Raw genomic sequence first — 19,010 nt, forward strand, 5'->3', positions numbered from 1 at the left:
CACAATCACCGGCTCTGCAGGGCCGGTGATAAAACGATCAGTGAAGCGCGCTGATCGTCGCGCCAAATCGATTTACTATAGCCCGATTAATTGGGCGCAAACGTAAACGCATCGCTATAAAACTCTTCTTCTGGCAGGCCCTGTTTCACAAACGTTGCTTTCGCAATCTCCACCATGCCTGGTGCGCCGCATGCATAGACCTCAAACCCGCTTAAATCGGCGTTATCTTCCAACACGGCTTGATGCACCAGGCCACGGCGGCCTTGCCAGCCATCGTCGTCGTGACCGTCAGAAATGACGGGGATATACTGAATATTCGGCATGAACTGTGTCCAGCGCTGGCAGAGGTCATCCATATATAAGTCGCCGGTTCGTCTCGCGCCGCGGTAGAGGTAAACGGGGCGTTGGATCTGATTGAAAATCATGTGTTCTATCATGCCTTTGACCGGTGCAAACCCCGTACCACCGGCCACCATGATGATGGGTTTTTGGTTTTGCTCTCGCAGGAAAAAACTGCCGAGAGGCGCTTCCATACGCAATATGGTTTTAAGCGGCATGTCATTGAACACTTGCTCGGTAAAATGCCCGCCAGCAATTTTACGGATATGCAATTCAAGAAACCCTTTTTCATGTGGCGCATTGGCGATGGAGAAAGCCCGGCGGCGGCCATCCTTGAGTAGAAACTCGATGTATTGTCCAGCCATAAAGGTCAGTTGTTCAGTGGCAGGCAATTGCAGGTGCAAGACCATTACATCGTCGCCGAACTGCTGTTTGTGTTGAATGCGTACCGGCAAAATACGCGGTTTGATGCCTTGCACCATATCGATCTGGCGGCATTCAATGACCAGGTCTTCAAGGGGTCTGGCACAGCAAAACAAAGCCATGCCAGCTGCAAGCTCGGCATCGGTCAAGGCGTTGCCTTGGTAATCATCATGCATGACTTTGCCGGTCAGTACCTTGCCTTTGCAGGCGCCGCAAGCGCCATTACGGCAGCCATAGGGTAAGTTGATACCAGCTTCAATGGCGGCTTCGAGCACGGTTTGGCTGGGGCGGACATCAAAGGTATGGCCACTGTTTTCAATCAGGACACGGTTCATAAGACGATATTTTCCAAGCGTTAATCTTTGCGCGGGAGATGCACGACATTATCTACCGGTTTGCTGTCAGGGACTTCGGTAAATTCCCCCTCAATCACCTCGTCATTCGCGCTGTGACGGTAGCGTGCATTAGGTTGTTGATGCTGCTGCCCGCTGACGGTTGGGTTGTTGGTTGGAATCAGTAACAGAATCACGGCAATGACATCGCTAATGACGCCCGGAATCAGGAGTAATACTCCGGCCAGCAAGTTTCTGGCAGTGGAAAAGATGGCGGCTACCGGGTTGCCACCGGCCGTCATTTGCTGAAACAAGCGTGACGCGATCAGGTCTTTTTCACCACGAATCAGCTTGAGGCCCAGGTAGCCGATCATAATCAAGTAGACCAAGACCCACCAGCCATAGCGCTGACTGAGTTCGATCAGGACCGCTATCTCCAGAAACGGAAAAGCCAGTAGAATAGCAAGGATGAGAAAACGCATGTCAGAATCCTGTCTGTGAGTCAGCGCGCGATGACGCCAAAAGAGGAAATTATAATCGTGTTTACGCATGTGCCGAACAAGGCATGTGCCGAGCATATCGCGCAGACCTTAATTACAGACAAGTTGGCGGCATGCGTCAATATTTCAAGTCCGGTCACCTCTATTTATCGCTGGCAAGGGCAGATTGAGCAAGCGGAAGAAATCGCCCTGAGCATTAAAACCACGCGGCAGGGGTATGCCGCCTGTGCGGCCAGGCTTAGAATGCTGCATCCTTATGAACTTCCAGAGATTGTAGGCATCCATGTGAGCGAGGGTTTGCCGGAATATTTGGCATGGGTGGCGGCCGAGACAGGGATGCAGGAGTGAAGCGTTGATCAAAAATGGGTTTAAAGTAGCATGGGTGCTGGGCATGCTATGCGTGATGATGTTGCCTGTGCACGCGGCGTCACAATTCTCGAAACTATTCACTGAAGAGAGCAGCGAAGATTTTTTGCCTGTCGATCAGGCATTCAAGGTCGATGCGGCACTGACGGATGCCATGCATGCCCAGATCCGGTTTACTGTAGCACCAGGCCACTATTTATATAGAGACCGCATACAACTCTTACCGGCCAGCGACACGACACAGCTCAGCTTGCCAGCCGGTGAAACCAAGCATGATCCCAATTTTGGCGAACAGCAGGTGTTTCACCACGACACCGTGGCCGAGGTCACGTTTGCAGGGGCCGCCCCTCAGGTGTTGCAAGTACGCTATCAAGGCTGTAGTGAAAAAGGCCTGTGTTATCCCCCACAAACCAAATCACTTGCATTGGACGCGGTTGCCTCGGCGGATAATATTCGCAGTGCACAGCCAGTCAACGCGGAGAGTGAGGACGAGTTTTCTGGCAAGCTTTTGGCCTCTGGCCACTGGTGGCAGATTGTGGCTGGCTTTTTTGGTGCAGGCCTGTTGCTGGCATTCACCCCTTGCGTGTTCCCCATGATTCCTATTTTGTCTGGGATTATTGTGGGCAAAAATGCCCATGTGTCGCGTGGCAAGGCGTTTACCTTGTCATTGGCATACACGCTGGGCATGTGCCTGACTTATACCCTGGCTGGTGTCGCTGCCGGGCTCTCTGGGCAACTCTTGAGCAGCGCGCTGCAAACGCCTGCCGCCCTGATCATCGGCGCCCTGATTTTTGTGGTGCTCTCATTCTCCATGTTCGGCTTTTACGAGCTCAAACTGCCGTCAGCGGTTGAAAATTACTTTTTTAACTGGAGCAGTCGTTTCAAGGGTGGCCATCTGGCCAGCGATTTCTTGATGGGGGCCATATCTGCCTTGATCATCAGCCCTTGTGTCGCCGCGCCGCTGGCGGGTGCGCTGCTTTATATCAGCCAGACGCATGATGTGGTGCTGGGCGCGGTGGCATTGTTTTCATTGTCGCTGGGCATGGGTGTACCGTTATTGCTGATTGGCGCATCAGCGGGTACGGTCTTGCCCAAGGCGGGCGAATGGATGAATGCCGTTCGTCGTTTGTTTGGGGTGTTGATGTTGGCTGTCTCGGTCTGGATCGTCAGCCCGTTGCTGCCTGTGTCAGCGCAACTGGTTTTATGGGCGGCCTTGTGTATTGTCCCGGCCATTTATATGCGCGCAATAGACTCTTTGCCTGCGGATGCGGGGAGCACCGCACGTCTTTGCAAGGGATTTGCGGTCATGTTGCTGCTTTATGGCGCCGCACTGCTGGTGGGTGCCTGGTCGGGCGCACGCTCTCCGCTACAGCCTTTGCAGGGGGTCATGTCTGCTTCGGCGAAGGATGTGCAAGCACTGCCATTCAAACGCGTGCAAAATGTACAAGCGCTGGAAAATGCGCTTGCGGCTGCGCGGGGCAAACCCGTGATGCTGGATTTTTACGCAGACTGGTGTGTCTCGTGCAAAGAATATGAGCAGTTTGTCTTTAGCCAGCCAGAAGTGCGGGCTGCGCTCAAAGATGTGGTGCTGTTGCAGGCTGATGTGACCGAAAACCGGGCGGAAGATGCCGCATTGCTCAAGCGCTTTGAATTGTTCGGGCCGCCAGGGATCGTGTTTTTTGATGCGCAGGGACGGCCGTTGCAACCTGTGATCAAAGGCTATCAGGACGCCACACAATTTCTTGACCGCTTACGCAAATTGCCTTTAAGCGCCATGGAGAAGTCTGCACATGCATAATATTGCGCGTTTGGTCATGACGATATTACTGATCGTTGTTCTCGGTAGCGGATTCCGTTGGCTTTACCTTCACCGTGATCAATGGATGACTTCTGCCCCTACTCAAACGGCGATGATGGTGCCTGACGCGGTATGGAGCGTCGGTTTGCAGGATGCTGGTGGCAGGACGTATGCGCTTTCAAGCTTTAAAGGCAAGCCTGTCATCATGAATTTTTGGGCGACATGGTGTGAGCCTTGCCGTGAAGAAATGCCCGAAATCTCAGCGCTGGCGGCCGAACACCCCGAAATTGCAGTATTAGGCCTGGCCATTGACGAGGCAGCCGCTGTGCATGAGTTCGCGGAGAGTACGCCCGTCAGTTATCCTTTGTTAATTGCCGAGAACGAAGGTATGCCTTTGGCCGAGCAACTGGGCAACACCAAAGGCGTATTACCTTACACCGTGGTGATTTCTGCCAACGGCCAAGTGACACACACCTTCTTCGGCAGAGTCAATCGCCAAATGCTGCAAAAAGCACTCAACTTGCCCTAAATGCCTGCCCAGTTCTGTGCGCAAACAGGCCGCTTATGGCTTAGGTTTGTCGCCTGATCTGTACCAGTTGCTGCCGTTTTGGCGACTTTCCATTTGTTCCAAATTGCGAATTTTACTGGACAAAATGCAATAACTTCGGCAAACTTCGACGCCATGAAGGTTGTATTTTTCTCTTTGAGAGGCATCTGAAATGGGCGCCAAATCCATCCTGGTGATACATGGACCCAACTTGAATATGCTGGGGACACGTGAGCCACAGCACTACGGTAGCCAAACGCTTGCAGATATCAACCAGCATCTGCTGGAATTGGCGCGGGCCGATCAGGTACGTCTTGAATCCTTTCAGAGCAACTCTGAGGCGGAGATCATAGAGAAAATTCATGCATTGTCTGTGAACCGGGTGGATTACGTCATTATCAATCCTGCCGCCTTCACACATACTTCTATTGCCATCAGGGATGCCCTTTCGGCAGTGAACATTCCATTCATTGAAGTGCATCTCTCCAATGTGCATGCCCGCGAGTCATTCCGGCATCATTCTTATTTCAGCGATCTGGCGACCGCCGTCATCTGCGGTTTGGGCGCAGAGGGATACTACGCCGCCTATCGCTACATCCAACAACGCTAATAACATTTAAAACATTTACATTCGAGGCTTATATGGATTTACGCAAACTCAAAAAACTGATTGATCTGGTCGAGGAATCGGGGATTTCCGAGCTGGAACTGACTGAGGGTGAAGAGAAGGTACGTATCAGTCGCGCCATGGCACCGGGTGCTGCACCAGTGACTCAATATGTCGCTGCGCCTGTTTCCGTGCCTGCAGCGGCACCCGCAGCAGCCGCTGCTCCCGCCGTTGCAGCGGCAGAAGTGCTAGAAGGCACGGTAGTTAAATCACCGATGGTCGGTACGTTCTATCGCGCGTCTTCTCCAGATGCGAAAGCGTTCGTCGATGTTGGTAGCACTGTCAATACAGGGGACACCCTGTGCATTATTGAAGCCATGAAGCTGCTCAACGAAATTGAGAGTGAATATGCGGGCACGATTAAAAAGATTTTCGTTGAGAACGGTCAGCCTGTGGAATACGGCGAGCCTCTGTTCCTGATTGGTTAATCGTGATGGTTGAAAAAGTACTGATTGCCCGTGGCGGCGACCAGCAGCCCTCTGCGGGTTTCGCAGCAACGAAGTTTAATTGTCTAGCGGCTATTGAGACGCGGAGTAAATAATGTTCGAGAAAATCCTGATTGCCAACCGCGGCGAAATTGCCTTGCGCGTGCAACGTGCTTGTCGTGAGTTGGGGATTAAAACGGTGGCTGTGCACTCTGAGGCTGACCGTGATGCCAAATATGTCAAGCTGGCCGATGAGTCTGTCTGTATTGGCCCAGCACCTTCTGCAAAAAGCTACCTGAATATTCCTGCCGTGATCAGTGCGGCTGAAGTAACGGATGCGCAAGCGATTCACCCAGGGTATGGCTTTTTATCCGAGAATGCCGACTTTGCCGAGCGGGTTGAACAAAGCGGTTTTGTCTTTATCGGCCCCCGCGCAGAGACCATTCGCCTGATGGGTGACAAGGTGTCTGCCAAGGACTCCATGAAAGCGGCGGGTGTGCCATGTGTGCCTGGCTCAGATGGTGCGCTGAATGATGATCCGGCTGAAATCATTAAAACGGCCAAACGCGTAGGCTACCCGGTGATTATTAAAGCAGCGGGCGGTGGCGGTGGTCGTGGCATGCGCGTGGTGCATACCGAAGCCGCCTTGCTCAATGCGGTCAATATGACCAAAGCCGAGGCACAGGCTGCCTTTGGCAACCCGATGGTTTACATGGAAAAATTCCTTGAAAACCCGCGCCATATCGAGATCCAGATTCTGGCTGACCAGCATGGCAACGCCGTGTTCTTGGGTGACCGCGATTGCTCCATGCAGCGCCGCCATCAAAAGATTATTGAAGAAGCACCCTCGCCCTTGTTGCCAGAAAGACTGCGCGACAAAATTGGTGAGCGTTGTGCCGAGGCCTGCCGCAAGATTGGTTACCGTGGCGCAGGCACCTTCGAGTTCCTGTATGAAAATGGCGAGTTCTACTTTATTGAGATGAACACCCGCTTGCAGGTGGAGCATACCGTCACTGAAATGATCACGGGTATCGACCTGGTTCAGCAGCAGATCTTCATCGCTGCCGGTGAGAAGCTGCCGTTCCGTCAGCGCGATATCGTGCTCAATGGTCATGCCATCGAATGCCGGATTAACGCCGAGGATCCTTATACCTTTGTGCCTTCACCAGGCTTTATCAATCGCTTTCATATGCCCGGCGGCCCTGGCGTACGCATGGATACGCATGTGTATGGCGGCTATACCGTGCCACCGCATTATGACTCGATGATCGGCAAGCTGATTACACACGGTGCGACACGCGAACAGGCGATTGCCAGAATGCGCGTGGCCTTGTCCGAGATGTATGTCGAAGGCATTAAAACCAATACTGCGCTGCATTCTGATCTGATGGCCGACTTGGCTTTCCAGCAGGGCGGCACCAGCATTCACTATCTGGAGCAGAAGCTGGGTATCAGCTCGAAATAATTTTGCATTGGCTGTTACTTAAAATTCAATCAACCGAGCCGCAGGCCGAGGCACTCAGCGATGTGCTGATGGAGCAGGGTGCGTTGTCCGTCAGCATTGAAGATGCGCACGCTGACACCTTGGCCGAGCAGGCAATTTTTGGCGAGCCGGGGGATCCACCGCCCGGCATCTGGCAGCAAAACATTGTCACGGCCATGCTGGATGCGGAAGCCGATGTCCAGGGTTTACTGGCCCGTGTGCAAGCCGAGCTGCAACTGGACGGTCTCAAATATCAGTTAGAGCAGATCGAGGAGCAGGATTGGGTGCGGGCCACGCAAGCCCAGTTTGACCCTATCCGCGTGACCGATAGATTGTGGATCGTGCCTTCCTGGCATGAGGCGCCGAATGCGGAGGCGATCAACATTGTGCTGGATCCGGGCCTGGCATTTGGCACTGGCAGCCATCCGACCACGCATTTGTGTTTGAGCTGGTTGGCGCAGTTGCCTGAAACGCTGTTGCGCAGTGCCAATGTCCTTGATTACGGATGTGGCTCAGGCATTTTGGCCATTGCCGCCAAAAAACTGGGCGCCAACACCGCCACAGGCGTTGATATTGACCCGCAGGCAGTGATTGCCAGTCGTGATAACGCGCTCAATAACCAGGTCGAGGCCATTTTTTATGACTCTGCCGAATACCTGCATGAGCCGTTTGATCTGGTCGTGGCTAATATTCTCTCCAGCGCCTTGATGGTGCTGGCGCCAGTGATTGCCAAATCTTGCAAAACGGGCGGTAAAGTTGCATTATCCGGCATATTGGAGAGCCAGCAGCAGATGTTGCTGGCGCATTATGCCGAGTGGTTTGAAATGGATGCCCCCATCCAGCAAGATGGATGGGTCTTGCTGACGGGAACCAGAAAATGTCCTTGATTACGGCCTGCCCGGCCTGCCAAACACAATTTGAAGTCACTGACGAGCAATTGCAGGCCTATGCTGGCAAGGTGCGCTGCGGTGAATGTGACCATGTGTTTGATGCGCGCTCGCATTTGCTGTCGTCATCTGCTGCCACTGCTGCAAGCGAGGCGGTAGATCCCCAGCCTGCCAGCGATGCCGCGATTTACTTTCAGGTGAGTGCCGAGGCCGCACAGGCGCATCCGGTGCCTGACGAGCCGTTTGAAGCAGTCATGCCGGAGCTGTCTATTCGGCCTGACGAGGCGATTGAGCCTGAAATCCCTGCTTTTCTGCGTGACGTTTCACTCGAGGATGAGCGCCCGCAATCCCGGGTGACGCCCGCCACCCCTTGGGCATATAGCCTGCTTTCTGTCCTGCTGCTGGTGACTTTTTTTCTGCAAACACTGTATTTCTCTCGCACCACGCTTGCCGCCAGTTACCCGCACACCAAACCATGGCTGCAAGCGCTATGCAAGCCACTGCATTGTGAAGTGGGTTTGCCTAGGGATATTGCGCAATTGACGATAGATGATGCGGATATTCAAGAGCACAAGACACGCGCCGGCGTGCTGGTGTTTTCCAGTGTGCTCATGAATCACGGTGAGGTGCGACAGGCCTATCCGATGATAGAGCTGACTTTGACCAATACGGCAGATGAGCCGGTATTGCGCAAAACGCTCAAGCCGGAAGACTATCTGCCCAAGACGGTCGATGCCAGCAATGGCCTGGCGGCCTTGCAAGAGCAGTCCGCCAAAGTGTTGTTAGGTGTAGACGAAAAACTGGTAACGGGTTTTCGCGTCGCCATTGCCTACTAATTGTTTCTGCATCTAAACCGGGTCAATCTGTTGTTGCGCAGCGCCCACTTCAGCCATCACTTTTCCTAATATTTCAATCGCTTCTTTGCGCACAAAACTTTTGCGCCAGGCCAGCGCAATACGTCGGCTAGGGGCAGGGCGGGTAAATGGGATCACGCGAATCAGCGCGTTCTGATAGCGCACCGCAGTTGCCATGGCTGGCAGCACCGTGATACCCAAATTCGAAGCCACCATATTTCTGATTGTTTCCAGCGAATTGCCCTGTAACACTTCGCCTTTACGGCTGAGCTCGGGGCAAGCCTGGGTTACCTGATTGCTGAAGCAATGCCCGGTGTTGAGCAATAACACTTTCTCCTGGCTCAATTCATCTGCCTCGACCGATGTGCGCTTGGCCCAGGCGTGACTCACGGGTACGACGACATTAAAGTCCTCGTCATACAGTGGCAAGGTTTCAATGCCCGGCACATCAAACGGTAAGGCGACTACAGCCGCATCGATGAGCCCGTTTTTCAGCTGCTGCTCCAGGGTCGCCGTGATGTTTTCCTCAACCTCCAGCGGCATCTGCGGCGCCACCTGGATGAGTGGCGGAATGATTTCGGGTAACAGATAAGGCCCGACCGAGTGAATCATGCCCAGCTTGAACAGGCCGTTGAGCGGATCGTTACCGTGTTTCGCCATCTCTTTGATCTTGGCTGCTTGCTCCAGCACGATATTGGTTTGTGCAATAATCTGCTCACCAATTTCGGTGGGGGTCACCTCGTTCCGGTTACGTTCAAACAGAGAGACACCCAGCTCTTCTTCCAGTTTTTTGATGCCCAGACTGAGCGCCGGCTGGGTCACAAAACATTTTTCTGCTGCGCGCCTGAAGTTTCTCTCTTGCGCCACCGCCAATACAAACTTTAATTCAATCAAGGTCATTTGCTTGTCTCGCTGTTTTCACCATCACTAGTCTATATGCATTAATTTTATTAATCAACAATATCAAAACATACAATTATACAAATTAAATGGCGCACTCTAGAATGCGATGCATGGATGACAACATAAGGAGGCAAGATGTGGACCTGGCTTAATCAGGAATCAGCCGTGTGGCAGGAAGCTTTAGCCGCTTACGCTGCCAGTTTTTAACTCTGTAGTTTATTTTATATCAAATTATTATCGTAACAATCAAGGCGTAGTATATTTGAGTCTTGATGAATTTTTTGCCGCACTCATCAATTAACAACAAGGAGCTAACACATGCAGAATCAAAACACGGGCGCCAAGTGCCCATTCGCGCATGGCGCAATCACAACAACCGCACAAACCAATACGAATTGGTGGCCGAACGCCCTCAATCTGGATATCTTGCATCAACATGACCGTAAAACCAATCCGCTTGGTGAGTCATTTGACTATAGACAGGAAGTATCCACGCTGGATGTAGATGCGCTTAAAAAGGACATGCATGCCTTGATGACGGACAGCCAGGCATGGTGGCCTGCAGATTGGGGTCATTATGGTGGCTTGATGATTCGCATGGCCTGGCACGCCGCCGGGACTTATCGCGTGGCAGATGGCCGTGGTGGCGCGGGTACAGGTAACCAGCGCTTTGCACCACTCAACAGCTGGCCTGATAACGTCAACCTAGATAAAGCGCGCCGCCTGCTGTGGCCGATCAAGAAAAAATATGGCAACAAGATCTCCTGGGCGGACCTGATTGTACTTGCAGGCACCATTGCCTATGAGTCCATGGGCCTCAAGACTTTCGGATTCGCTTTTGGCCGTGAGGATATCTGGCACCCGGAAAAAGATATCTATTGGGGCAATGAAAAAGAGTGGCTGGCAAAAACCGGTAGCGAAGGTAGCCGCTATTCTGGTCAGCGTGACCTCGAAAACCCGCTGGCTGCTGTGATGATGGGCCTGATTTATGTGAACCCGGAAGGCGTGGATGGCAACCCTGATCCGCTGAAAACCGCGCAGGATATCCGCGTTACCTTTGCCCGCATGGCGATGAACGACGAGGAAACGGTAGCGTTGACGGCAGGCGGCCACACGGTGGGCAAAGCACACGGTAACGGTCAGGCCAGCAACCTTGGTGTCGACCCGGAAGCCGCCGACGTACATGAGCAAGGGATGGGCTGGAACAACCACACCAGACGCGGAGTGGGCCGTGATACGGTGACCAGCGGCATTGAAGGTGCCTGGACTACACACCCGACCCAATGGGATAACGGTTACTTTGCAATGCTGTTTAACCATGACTGGGAACTTAAAAAGAGCCCGGCCGGTGCGTGGCAATGGGAGCCCGTGAACATCAAGGAAGAAGACAAGCCAGTCGATGTCGAGGATCCTAGCATCCGTTATAACCCCATCATGACAGATGCGGATATGGCCATGATCAAGGACCCGATTTACCGCAAAATCTCGGAGCGATTCCGTGACGACCAGGCGTATTTCTCTGAAGTGTTTGCCCGTGCCTGGTTCAAGCTGACACACCGTGACATGGGTCCCAAAGCCCGTTACATCGGCCCGGATGTGCCGCAAGAAGACCTGATCTGGCAAGATCCGGTGCCTGCAGGGTCAGCTATCAGCGAGACAGACATTGCTGCACTCAAAGCACACATTCTGGCGAGCGGCTTAAGCACCGCAGAACTGGTCGCGACCGCTTGGGATAGCGCACGTACTTTCCGTGCCTCAGACTACCGCGGGGGTGCAAACGGTGCACGTATTCGTCTGGCGCCACAAAAAGACTGGGTAGGCAACGAGCCCGCCAGACTGCAAAAAGTGCTGACAGTGCTCGAAGGCATACAGCAAGCTTTTGGCAAACCTGTCAGCATCGCTGACCTGATTGTCCTCGGTGGTTCTGCTGCCGTTGAGCAAGCCGCCCAAGCCGCCGGAGTGAACATCACGGTACCGTTTGTTGCAGGCCGTGGTGATGCGACGGCAGAGCAGACAGACATTGAGTCTTTTGAGGTGCTGGAACCTGTGCATGATGGCTACCGCAACTGGCTCAAGGCCGACTACGTGCCCTCGGCAGAGGAAATGCTGCTGGACCGTACCCAGCTGATGGGTCTGACTGCACCAGAAATGACCGTCCTTGTGGGTGGGATGCGTGTGCTGGATACCAACCACGGTGGGAGTAAGCACGGTGTATTTACCGATCAGCCTGGTGTGCTCAGCAATGACTTTTTTGTCAACCTGACCGATATGCGCTACACCTGGGTGCCTGCTGGCAACAACCTGTATGAAGTCCGTGAGCGTAACACAGGTGCAGTTAAATGGACGGCTACCCGTGTGGATCTGGTGTTTGGCTCCAACTCCATCCTGCGTTCTTATGCCGAGGTGTATGCACAAGATGATGCCAAGCAGAAGTTTGTGCACGACTTTGTCGCCGCCTGGACCAAGGTCATGCATGCGGATCGTTTTGATCTTAAATAATTAAAAATTTCTGTGACTCTGTCGTCATACCCAGCGCCTTGAGGGATCAAGGCGCTTTTTTATTAATGGCTTAGTATGTAGGCAGACATTGGTCATGATGCGTATCACGGACATTTGCCAGGCGTAAGCAACGTGCTCCCATGTATTTTCAATCGTGAAATTTCTATGGCCACGGCAAGTCTGCAAAACTGTCTGTTAGAATAACTGCATGGATATCTATTTGATGCTGAAGGCCGTGATCATGGGCCTGGTCGAAGGCGCGACCGAGTTTATTCCTGTGAGTAGTACAGGGCATCTGATCATTACCGGGGAGTGGCTGGACTTTCTCTCTAAAGATAAACGTGATGTGTTTGAGATCATCATTCAGCTGGGCGCGATTCTGGCGGTCTGTGTCGAATACCGGCAACGGCTCTGGCATACCGTACAGCGCATTCAAACGGATACCAACGCCCAGCACTTTGTGCGCAACCTCATCATTGCTTTTTTACCTGCCGCCTTGATTGGCCTGGCATTTCATCACCAAATTAAAGAATATTTATTTTCCTCCTTCACCGTTGGCATCGCACTGGTCGTGGGGGGGGTATTAATTTTGCTGATTGAAAAATTTGTGCCAGCAGGTAATACGCGTGATATTGACCAGATTTCAGCCAAGCAAGCCTTGCAGATTGGCTTTGCGCAATCGCTGGCATTGTTTCCGGGCATGTCACGTTCAGGCGCGACCATTCTGGGCGGCATGTTTTTTGGCCTAAGCCGTCAGACCGCGACTGAGTTTTCATTCTTTTTAGCCTTGCCCATCATGTTCGCAGCCACCGGGCTCGACCTCTATCAAGCCCGTGACTTACTGTCTGTGGACGATGCATTGATCTTTTTGATCGGTTTTGTGGTCTCATTTTTGTCAGCCTTGGTGGTGATTCGCGCCCTGATCCGATTTGTCGCCCAGCATTCGTTTGCCGTGTTTGCCTGGTACCGTATCGTGTTTGGCATTCTGGTGCTGGTTTTCTTTGCACATTAATTTGTTTTAAGGTGTATGCATGAACCGTGCGCTGTTTAAAAAGGTAGCTTATGTGTTTGCCGCCATCCTGGCGGTGTTGCTGTTGCTGGTGGTTTATCTGGCGGCGACGTTTAATCCTAACGATTACAAGTCCACCATCATTCAACTGGTCAAAGACAAGAAACAGCGTACGCTAGACATCAAAGGCGACATCAAGCTTAGTTTCTGGCCAAAAATCGGCGCCGATTTAGGTGAAATCAGCTTGTCCGAGCATCAGTCAGAACAACAGTTTGCGGCGATTAAAAGCGCAAAAGTGGCATTGGCCGTGCTGCCCTTGCTCAAAAAAGAAATTGTCGTCGATACGGTCTATCTGGATGGCGCGCAGGTCAATGTCATCCAGCATGCTGATGGCAGCTTCAACTTTGATGATCTGCTGAGCAAAGAGGAAGAAGAGTCCCAGCAGATCAACTTTGATGTGCAAGGCATTAAAATCACCAATACTGAGGCCAGTTTTACGAATGAGAAAAGCGGTGCCAAGTATTCAGTTGACCAGCTAAACCTCACCACCGGCCAGGTGGCACTGAAAAAGCCGTTTGATATTGCCACCGATTTTCATCTGATGGCAAACCAGCCCGTCGTGGATGCCAAGGCGTTGATTAAAGCCAATGTCATGGCCGATCCGGAAGCCAAGCACTTTGCGATCAAGGGTTTGGATGCGCAGCTCAAAGGCGCCTTGCTAGATGGCCAGGCGGTGACGGTCACGGCGCAAGGGGGCATTGATGTGGATGCCGCTAACACTGCCCTGGATGTTTCTGATCTCAAGCTGGCGATGCAAGGTACTTTTAAAGGTGCCGAGCGCGCAGTCAGCCTGCAGGCGCCTGCGCTTGCCGTCAATCCGCAACTCATCAGCAGTGACAAGGTCACCTTGTCACTCAAGCAAAAAGATGCCAACGGCGATCTCGATCTGGCCGTGGTCTTGGCCGAATTAAAAGGCAACCAGCAAACCGTCGAAAGCAAAGGGTTGGCCGCGGATGTTAGTCTGAATGCCGGTGCACGCAAGGTTGAAGGGCATTTTGCTTCGCCTGTGACCCTCAATCTGGCCGACTTGGTGTTTGAAGTGCCTGCGCTGGCAGGCAAATTTGATATTAAAGACCCCGCTTTGCCGAATGGAACCATGCAAGGGCAGTTCAAGTTGGCCCTCAACGCCAACGTAAAGCAAGAGCAAGTTAACTCCACCTTTGATTTGAGCCTGGCGGAAACCAAGCTCAATGGCGATGTGCGCGTGGCAGGGTTTGCGACGCCGCATATTGGTTTTAAAGTGCACGCCGACACCTTGAACCTGAATGCGTTGCTGGGCAAGGCCAAGCCTAAAAAAGAAACCGTTGCCAGCCCCAATGCCAATCGCGCACAAGCAGACAAGCCTGCCGATTTGAGCGCGTTAAAAACCTTATTCCTCGATGGCAGTATCAATATTGGCAAGATTTTATACAGCCCCTATACCCTGACTGGCTTGAACGTGGGCATTAAAGCCGATGGCCAGAAACTGGCCTTGCAGGGGCTGGATGTCAAATTGGACGACAGCCGTATCCAGGGCAATGTTGGCATTAGCCAGTTTAGCAAGCCGCTATATACCTTTGAGCTCAACATCGACAAGCTGGATTTGAACCGTTATCTGCCTGCTGCAGAAGCCAAGGCAGGCGAAGCGACGGCCAAGCCTGCCGAGAAAACCGCGCAAGCGGAGCAGCCGCTAGATCTGTCTGCCTTGAAGGCGCTAAATGCGCAGGGCAACATCCGCATTGGCTGGTTGAAATATGGCAAAACCGAAGCCAAAAACCTCAATATTGGACTGAAAGCACAGGAGGGCTTGGCTAGCCTGGATCCACTCAATGCCGATGTCTATCAAGGCACGGTGCGCGGTGCCGTCAAGCTGGATGCACGTGCCACGCCTGCAGTCACCATACAGCAAAGCCTGCAAAACATCGCTGTCGGCCCGTTGTTAGTCGATACCATCAACAATGACATGCTATCTGGTAACGGCAATTTGAATGTGAACGTGACTGCGCAAGGAAATACGGTGACTGCACTAAAAAAGTCACTGGGCGGCTCGGTTGATTTACGCATGGCCGATGGCGCCGTTAAAGGGTTTGATCTGGCCGGGACCATCCGCGAGGCGAAAAGCAAGCTCAACTTGCTCAAGGGTCAATCCAGCGCAGACGCAGATAAAAGTAAAAAAACTGACTTTAGTGAGCTGACTGCCAGTTTTAATATCAAGAATGGCGTGGCTCACAATGATGATCTGGCCATGAAGGCACCGGTTTTTCGTTTGACCAAAGGCGAAAGCAAAGGCGATATTGATATAGGCAAAGAACAGATCAACTATCTCGCCAAGCCTACTTTGGTGAATTCGCTCAAGGGGCAGGGCGGTAAAGAGGCTGAGCAATTAGGCAGTCTTGGCATTCCGGTGAAGGTCACCGGTAGTTTTAGTGCGCCGAAATTCGGTGTTGATATGGCGGCTTTAGGTCAGGCACTGGCCAAATCGGTGGCTATGGACGCCTTGACCGAGAAAATCGGCGGAGACAAGGCCGAAGCCCTTAAAGGATTGCTGAATGGAAAAACGCCGGGGAATAGCGGTAGCGAGGCAGCCAATCCTGAAGGTGGTAATAGCACTGAGCCTGACAAGCCCGTGGACCAGCTCAAGCAAAAAGCACTCAAAAAGCTGCTGAATTTTTAGGGCCAGCAGATAAGCGTTTAAGTGTGAGTGATTTTGCAGAAAAACTGATCGCCTGGCAGCAGGCGCATGGCCGCCATGATTTGCCATGGCAGCAGACGCGTGACCCTTACGCTATTTGGGTCTCAGAAATCATGTTGCAGCAAACGCAGGTGTCGGCGGTCATTGCTTATTATGATCGGTTCATGCAGCGCTTTCCTACCATTGCCAGCCTAGCCGAGGCCGAACAAGATGAAGTCATGCGCTATTGGAGCGGGCTTGGCTACTATTCACGCGCGCGAAACCTGCATCATGCCGCCCAAACCATTATGCGTGAACACTGTGGTATTTTTCCAACAGATTTTGAGACCATCCAAACTTTAAAAGGCATCGGGCGTTCTACCGCCGCAGCGATCAGCGTGTTTGCATTTAACCAGCGACAAACGATTCTGGATGGTAATGTGAAACGTGTATTGGCCCGGTTGTATGCCATTGAGGGGTGGCCAGGGCTACCAGAGGTAGAGAAAAAATTGTGGCAAATCGCAGAAAGGGTGTTGCCTAGCCAAGGCTTGCCCGCCTATGTGCAAGGCCTGATGGATTTTGGTGCGACCCTGTGTACGCGCAGCAAACCAAGTTGCCATCGCTGTCCGATGCAGGCCAGTTGTCTGGCGTATCAGCAACAAATGGTCTCTGTGCTGCCTGCCCCCAAGCCTCGTAAAGCCTTGCCAGAAAAGCAGACCACGGTATTGATGATTTTAGATGCCGGGGAAATTTTGCTAGAGCGACGACCTAACCATGGCATTTGGGGCGGCTTGTGGAGTCTGCCTGAGTTGTCCCCCAGTGCGCTTGCCGTCCCCCATGTAAAAACCACCTTCGACATGGATGTGGAGTCGCTGGAAACATTGCCCGTGCTCTGGCACACCTTTACACATTTCAAGCTTGAAATAACACCACAGCCACTGCTATTGCAGGGAAAACGTCCCCCACCAGCGTCAAACCAGCAATGGCTCGCCTTGGCGGATGCTGTCGCCGCAGCGTTGCCAACGCCAGTACGCACGCTGATCAAAGGGCTTCAACAATTACGCTTTTAAATGCGTAGGTCTTTGGCTTAGAGATTGGCTAGACGGAAAACATGGCTGGCCAATTCCCGCTGATTGTTTTTGAGGTGTTGTAGCAAGTCATGCCCGCTGTCTGGTTTTACCAACGCTTTTTGGTAAATCAGTGGCAATTCAAAAATCGCGATTTCGCGCTCTACGATGTTCAATGTCTGATGCTTGGAGCTTTCAAGCACATCAAGTAGTTTTTCATATACATTATCTTGCACGCGCGTATAAGGAAACAAAATCCAGAAGTCTGTCCCTTCCCGACCTACCAGGTCAGATCTTCTAAAAGAGTTTTGCAGATCATGGGTTAACGACGACAGTTGACGCAAGGCCTCAGGCGCGCCGTAGGCCTCACCCAAGCTATTGTCATCGCCATAAGCAATTTTAACCAGGGCAATATTAAAATCCTCAGAATGCCTGATCAGCACTTGGCATATCCAGTCCAAGGTCTCTACAAAGCGACTACATAACTGAATGTCCGAAATCATTCTCTTCCCCTGCGGATGCGCGCTTCATTTAATAAAGGCGCATATATAAATTTTAAAGAAGCTGCAAATTGTTCCTATCCTAGCAGAAAGATATATTGATGTTGATGGGAAATCACCTAAAAAACGGTAGCAATTCAAAAAAACACCCTAGTCCGGCAGGTGTTAGGTTGTTGCAAATCTGCAACAACGTTAACTAGGACTAAGCAATTTGACGTATTCACTTGCGCCACCTAGGCCGCTTTTGCAAAAATTGCACTGACCTTGCAGGAAATGCTTTAAGTGATTCCGCAGGAGTTATTAGAAAGAGCATTCAATGGCTCTTTACTAGAAAGCAATATCCTTACACAAGTTGTGAAAACAACATTTTTGGAGATTCGTATGAATACAAAATTGAACGTTGCAGTTGCAGCAGCTCTGTTCGCTGCCGCTACTGGCGCACAAGCTGGCATCACTATCCCAGCTGGTGACTGGACTCTGGACATCGGTGGCGTTGTTAATGCTTACTACACACACACTAGCTTCAGTGGTGATACTGGTGTTGGTGCTGGTCCATTGAACCAAGGTAGTGGTAATGCTCAAAGCAGTTCTAACATTACAACTGGTTTGTTGCCTAACTACTTGAGCGTTTCTGGTAAAACACGCCAGAACGATCTGGATGTTGGTTTCACAATCAGCATCAACCCAGGTGCATCGACTACTCAATCAGGTCGTCAAACATCACAACAAGAAAACCGTCAAGCATTCTTGACCTTTGGTGACGCTTCTTGGGGTTCTGTCAAACTGGGTAAAGATCTGGGCATTTTCGCTTCAGACGCTATCTTGAACGACATGACATTGTTAGGTGTTGGTTCTGGCGCAGGCTCATTGGCTGGTAACACAACTACTTTGGGTCGTATTGGTGCTGGCTATATGTATGCTGACTGGAAATCTCAAGTTGCTTACACCTCACCAAACTGGAATGGCTTCCAATTTACAGCTGGCGTAACACAATCTTGGAATGCTTACTCTTCTGCTTCACAATTTGCTAGTGCTGGTAACACAACACGTGGCGGTTCTCAGCCAGCATTTGAAGCCAAGGCTTCATATGAGTGGACTGGTGACGTTGCAGGTAAAGTTTGGGCTTCTGCGATTAGCCAAAAAGTTAACAACTTTACAACAATCGGTGGTAGCGAACGCGCTGAAGCCTTCGATATCGGTGCGACAGTTAAAGTGGCTGATTTTGGTTTGACTGGTTACTACTACGATGGTCGTGGTATTGGTCAAGGCTTGCAATTGCGTGACGGTTTTGATGTAACAGGCAAGCGTCGTGACTCTAAAGGTGGTTATGTACAAGGTACATACACAGTTCCTGGTGTTGGTACAAAGTTGGGCGTAAGCTGGGGCCAATCTACATTGGACGGCAACAGTGCTGACACAGTATTGGATCAGCTGAAAGACGAAATGTGGACTGTTGGTGCTTACCACCCATTGACCAAGCACTTGAACTTGGTTGCTGAGTATTCAGAAAGCAAAGAGAAATTGGATCGCGTTTCTGCATCATCCTTGGATGCTAAAGCTAAGACCGTGTCTTTGGGCGCAATTCTGTTCTTCTAATTTAATTGCAGTTTAACTGCGTAAATTATTAGTCAGTAAGAACGGCAACTTCGGTTGCCGTTTTTTTATGGGCATCAACTTAAACCTTTAATTTTGGCTTAATTA

The 19,010-nt window shown here is 51.7% G+C and carries 17 protein-coding genes; 13 read left to right on the plus strand and 4 right to left on the minus strand.

Translation table 11 applies throughout. From position 1 onward, the window contains the following. Positions 1-86: 86 nt before the first annotated feature. Together ACT53C_RS03905 and ACT53C_RS03910 are read right to left on the minus strand one after the other, a co-directional pair. Positions 87-1,097, minus strand: coding sequence for a CDP-6-deoxy-delta-3,4-glucoseen reductase (locus ACT53C_RS03905; RefSeq protein WP_476144873.1), 1,011 nt, complete (start codon positions 1,095-1,097; stop codon positions 87-89). A 20-nt stretch (positions 1,098-1,117) separates the two neighbouring features. Beyond that, positions 1,118-1,576: an FxsA family protein gene (locus ACT53C_RS03910; RefSeq protein WP_476144875.1), complete on the minus strand. Its 459-nt coding sequence runs from the start codon at positions 1,574-1,576 to the stop codon at positions 1,118-1,120. A 30-nt stretch (positions 1,577-1,606) separates the two neighbouring features. On the opposite strand from ACT53C_RS03910, the gene cutA reads away from it, so the two are divergent. The 8 genes from cutA (at position 1,607) to ACT53C_RS03950 (ending at position 8,603) form a co-directional block, all read left to right on the plus strand. After that, positions 1,607-1,942: a divalent-cation tolerance protein CutA gene (gene cutA, locus ACT53C_RS03915; RefSeq protein WP_379073854.1), complete on the plus strand. Its 336-nt coding sequence runs from the start codon at positions 1,607-1,609 to the stop codon at positions 1,940-1,942. Between the two features lie 43 nt (positions 1,943-1,985). Beyond that, positions 1,986-3,758 (plus strand): protein-disulfide reductase DsbD, encoded by a 1,773-nt coding sequence (gene dsbD / locus ACT53C_RS03920; protein ID WP_476144944.1) that lies wholly within the window; start codon positions 1,986-1,988, stop codon positions 3,756-3,758. Next, positions 3,751-4,287, plus strand: a complete 537-nt coding sequence (locus ACT53C_RS03925) for a TlpA family protein disulfide reductase (protein WP_275357330.1) — start codon at positions 3,751-3,753, stop codon at positions 4,285-4,287. The genes dsbD and ACT53C_RS03925 overlap by 8 nt, the downstream gene beginning before the upstream one ends. 190 nt (positions 4,288-4,477) lie before the next feature. Beyond that, complete coding sequence (gene aroQ / locus ACT53C_RS03930; RefSeq protein ID WP_275357328.1) at positions 4,478-4,915, plus strand: type II 3-dehydroquinate dehydratase; 438 nt, start codon at positions 4,478-4,480, stop codon at positions 4,913-4,915. A gap of 32 nt (positions 4,916-4,947) precedes the next feature. Continuing rightward, positions 4,948-5,400: an acetyl-CoA carboxylase biotin carboxyl carrier protein gene (gene accB / locus ACT53C_RS03935; protein WP_476144877.1), complete on the plus strand. Its 453-nt coding sequence runs from the start codon at positions 4,948-4,950 to the stop codon at positions 5,398-5,400. 112 nt (positions 5,401-5,512) lie between these two features. Next, positions 5,513-6,862, plus strand: a complete 1,350-nt coding sequence (accC, locus tag ACT53C_RS03940) for an acetyl-CoA carboxylase biotin carboxylase subunit (RefSeq protein ID WP_194749586.1) — start codon at positions 5,513-5,515, stop codon at positions 6,860-6,862. 2 nt (positions 6,863-6,864) lie between these two features. After that, positions 6,865-7,767, plus strand: coding sequence for a 50S ribosomal protein L11 methyltransferase (gene prmA / locus ACT53C_RS03945; RefSeq protein WP_194749585.1), 903 nt, complete (start codon positions 6,865-6,867; stop codon positions 7,765-7,767). Continuing rightward, positions 7,758-8,603: a DUF3426 domain-containing protein gene (locus tag ACT53C_RS03950; protein WP_313984421.1), complete on the plus strand. Its 846-nt coding sequence runs from the start codon at positions 7,758-7,760 to the stop codon at positions 8,601-8,603. Before prmA ends, ACT53C_RS03950 begins: the two co-directional genes overlap by 10 nt. A 12-nt stretch (positions 8,604-8,615) precedes the next feature. Here the strand turns inward: ACT53C_RS03950 and ACT53C_RS03955 are convergent, their stop codons facing one another. Next, the gene (locus ACT53C_RS03955) at positions 8,616-9,521 is read right to left on the minus strand and encodes a hydrogen peroxide-inducible genes activator (RefSeq protein ID WP_476144878.1); all 906 of its coding nucleotides are present in this window, start codon (positions 9,519-9,521) and stop codon (positions 8,616-8,618) included. 321 nt (positions 9,522-9,842) lie between these two features. On the opposite strand from ACT53C_RS03955, the gene katG reads away from it, so the two are divergent. The 4 genes from katG (at position 9,843) to mutY (ending at position 16,812) form a co-directional block, all read left to right on the plus strand. After that, positions 9,843-12,023 carry a catalase/peroxidase HPI gene (katG, locus tag ACT53C_RS03960; protein ID WP_476144879.1) on the plus strand — a complete coding sequence of 727 codons (2,181 nt, stop codon included), beginning with the start codon at positions 9,843-9,845 and terminating at the stop codon, positions 12,021-12,023. 208 nt (positions 12,024-12,231) lie between these two features. Continuing rightward, positions 12,232-13,035, plus strand: coding sequence for an undecaprenyl-diphosphate phosphatase (locus ACT53C_RS03965; RefSeq protein WP_194749581.1), 804 nt, complete (start codon positions 12,232-12,234; stop codon positions 13,033-13,035). A gap of 19 nt (positions 13,036-13,054) precedes the next feature. After that, a complete protein-coding gene (locus tag ACT53C_RS03970) occupies positions 13,055-15,745 on the plus strand; it encodes an AsmA family protein (RefSeq protein WP_476144880.1) in 2,691 nt (896 codons plus the stop codon). A 23-nt stretch (positions 15,746-15,768) separates the two neighbouring features. Then, positions 15,769-16,812 (plus strand): A/G-specific adenine glycosylase, encoded by a 1,044-nt coding sequence (gene mutY / locus ACT53C_RS03975; RefSeq protein WP_476144881.1) that lies wholly within the window; start codon positions 15,769-15,771, stop codon positions 16,810-16,812. A 17-nt stretch (positions 16,813-16,829) separates the two neighbouring features. Here the strand turns inward: mutY and ACT53C_RS03980 are convergent, their stop codons facing one another. Beyond that, a complete protein-coding gene (locus ACT53C_RS03980) occupies positions 16,830-17,312 on the minus strand; it encodes a hypothetical protein (protein ID WP_476144882.1) in 483 nt (160 codons plus the stop codon). A 378-nt stretch (positions 17,313-17,690) separates the two neighbouring features. Here ACT53C_RS03980 and ACT53C_RS03985 point away from each other — a divergent pair, with 378 nt between their 5' ends. Then, entirely contained in the window at positions 17,691-18,905 is a 1,215-nt protein-coding gene (locus ACT53C_RS03985; RefSeq protein WP_476144946.1) for a porin, read from the plus strand. The last annotated feature ends 105 nt before the right edge of the window (positions 18,906-19,010 follow it).

It is taken from the genome of Methylophilus sp. DMC14 (genome assembly GCF_056314085.1).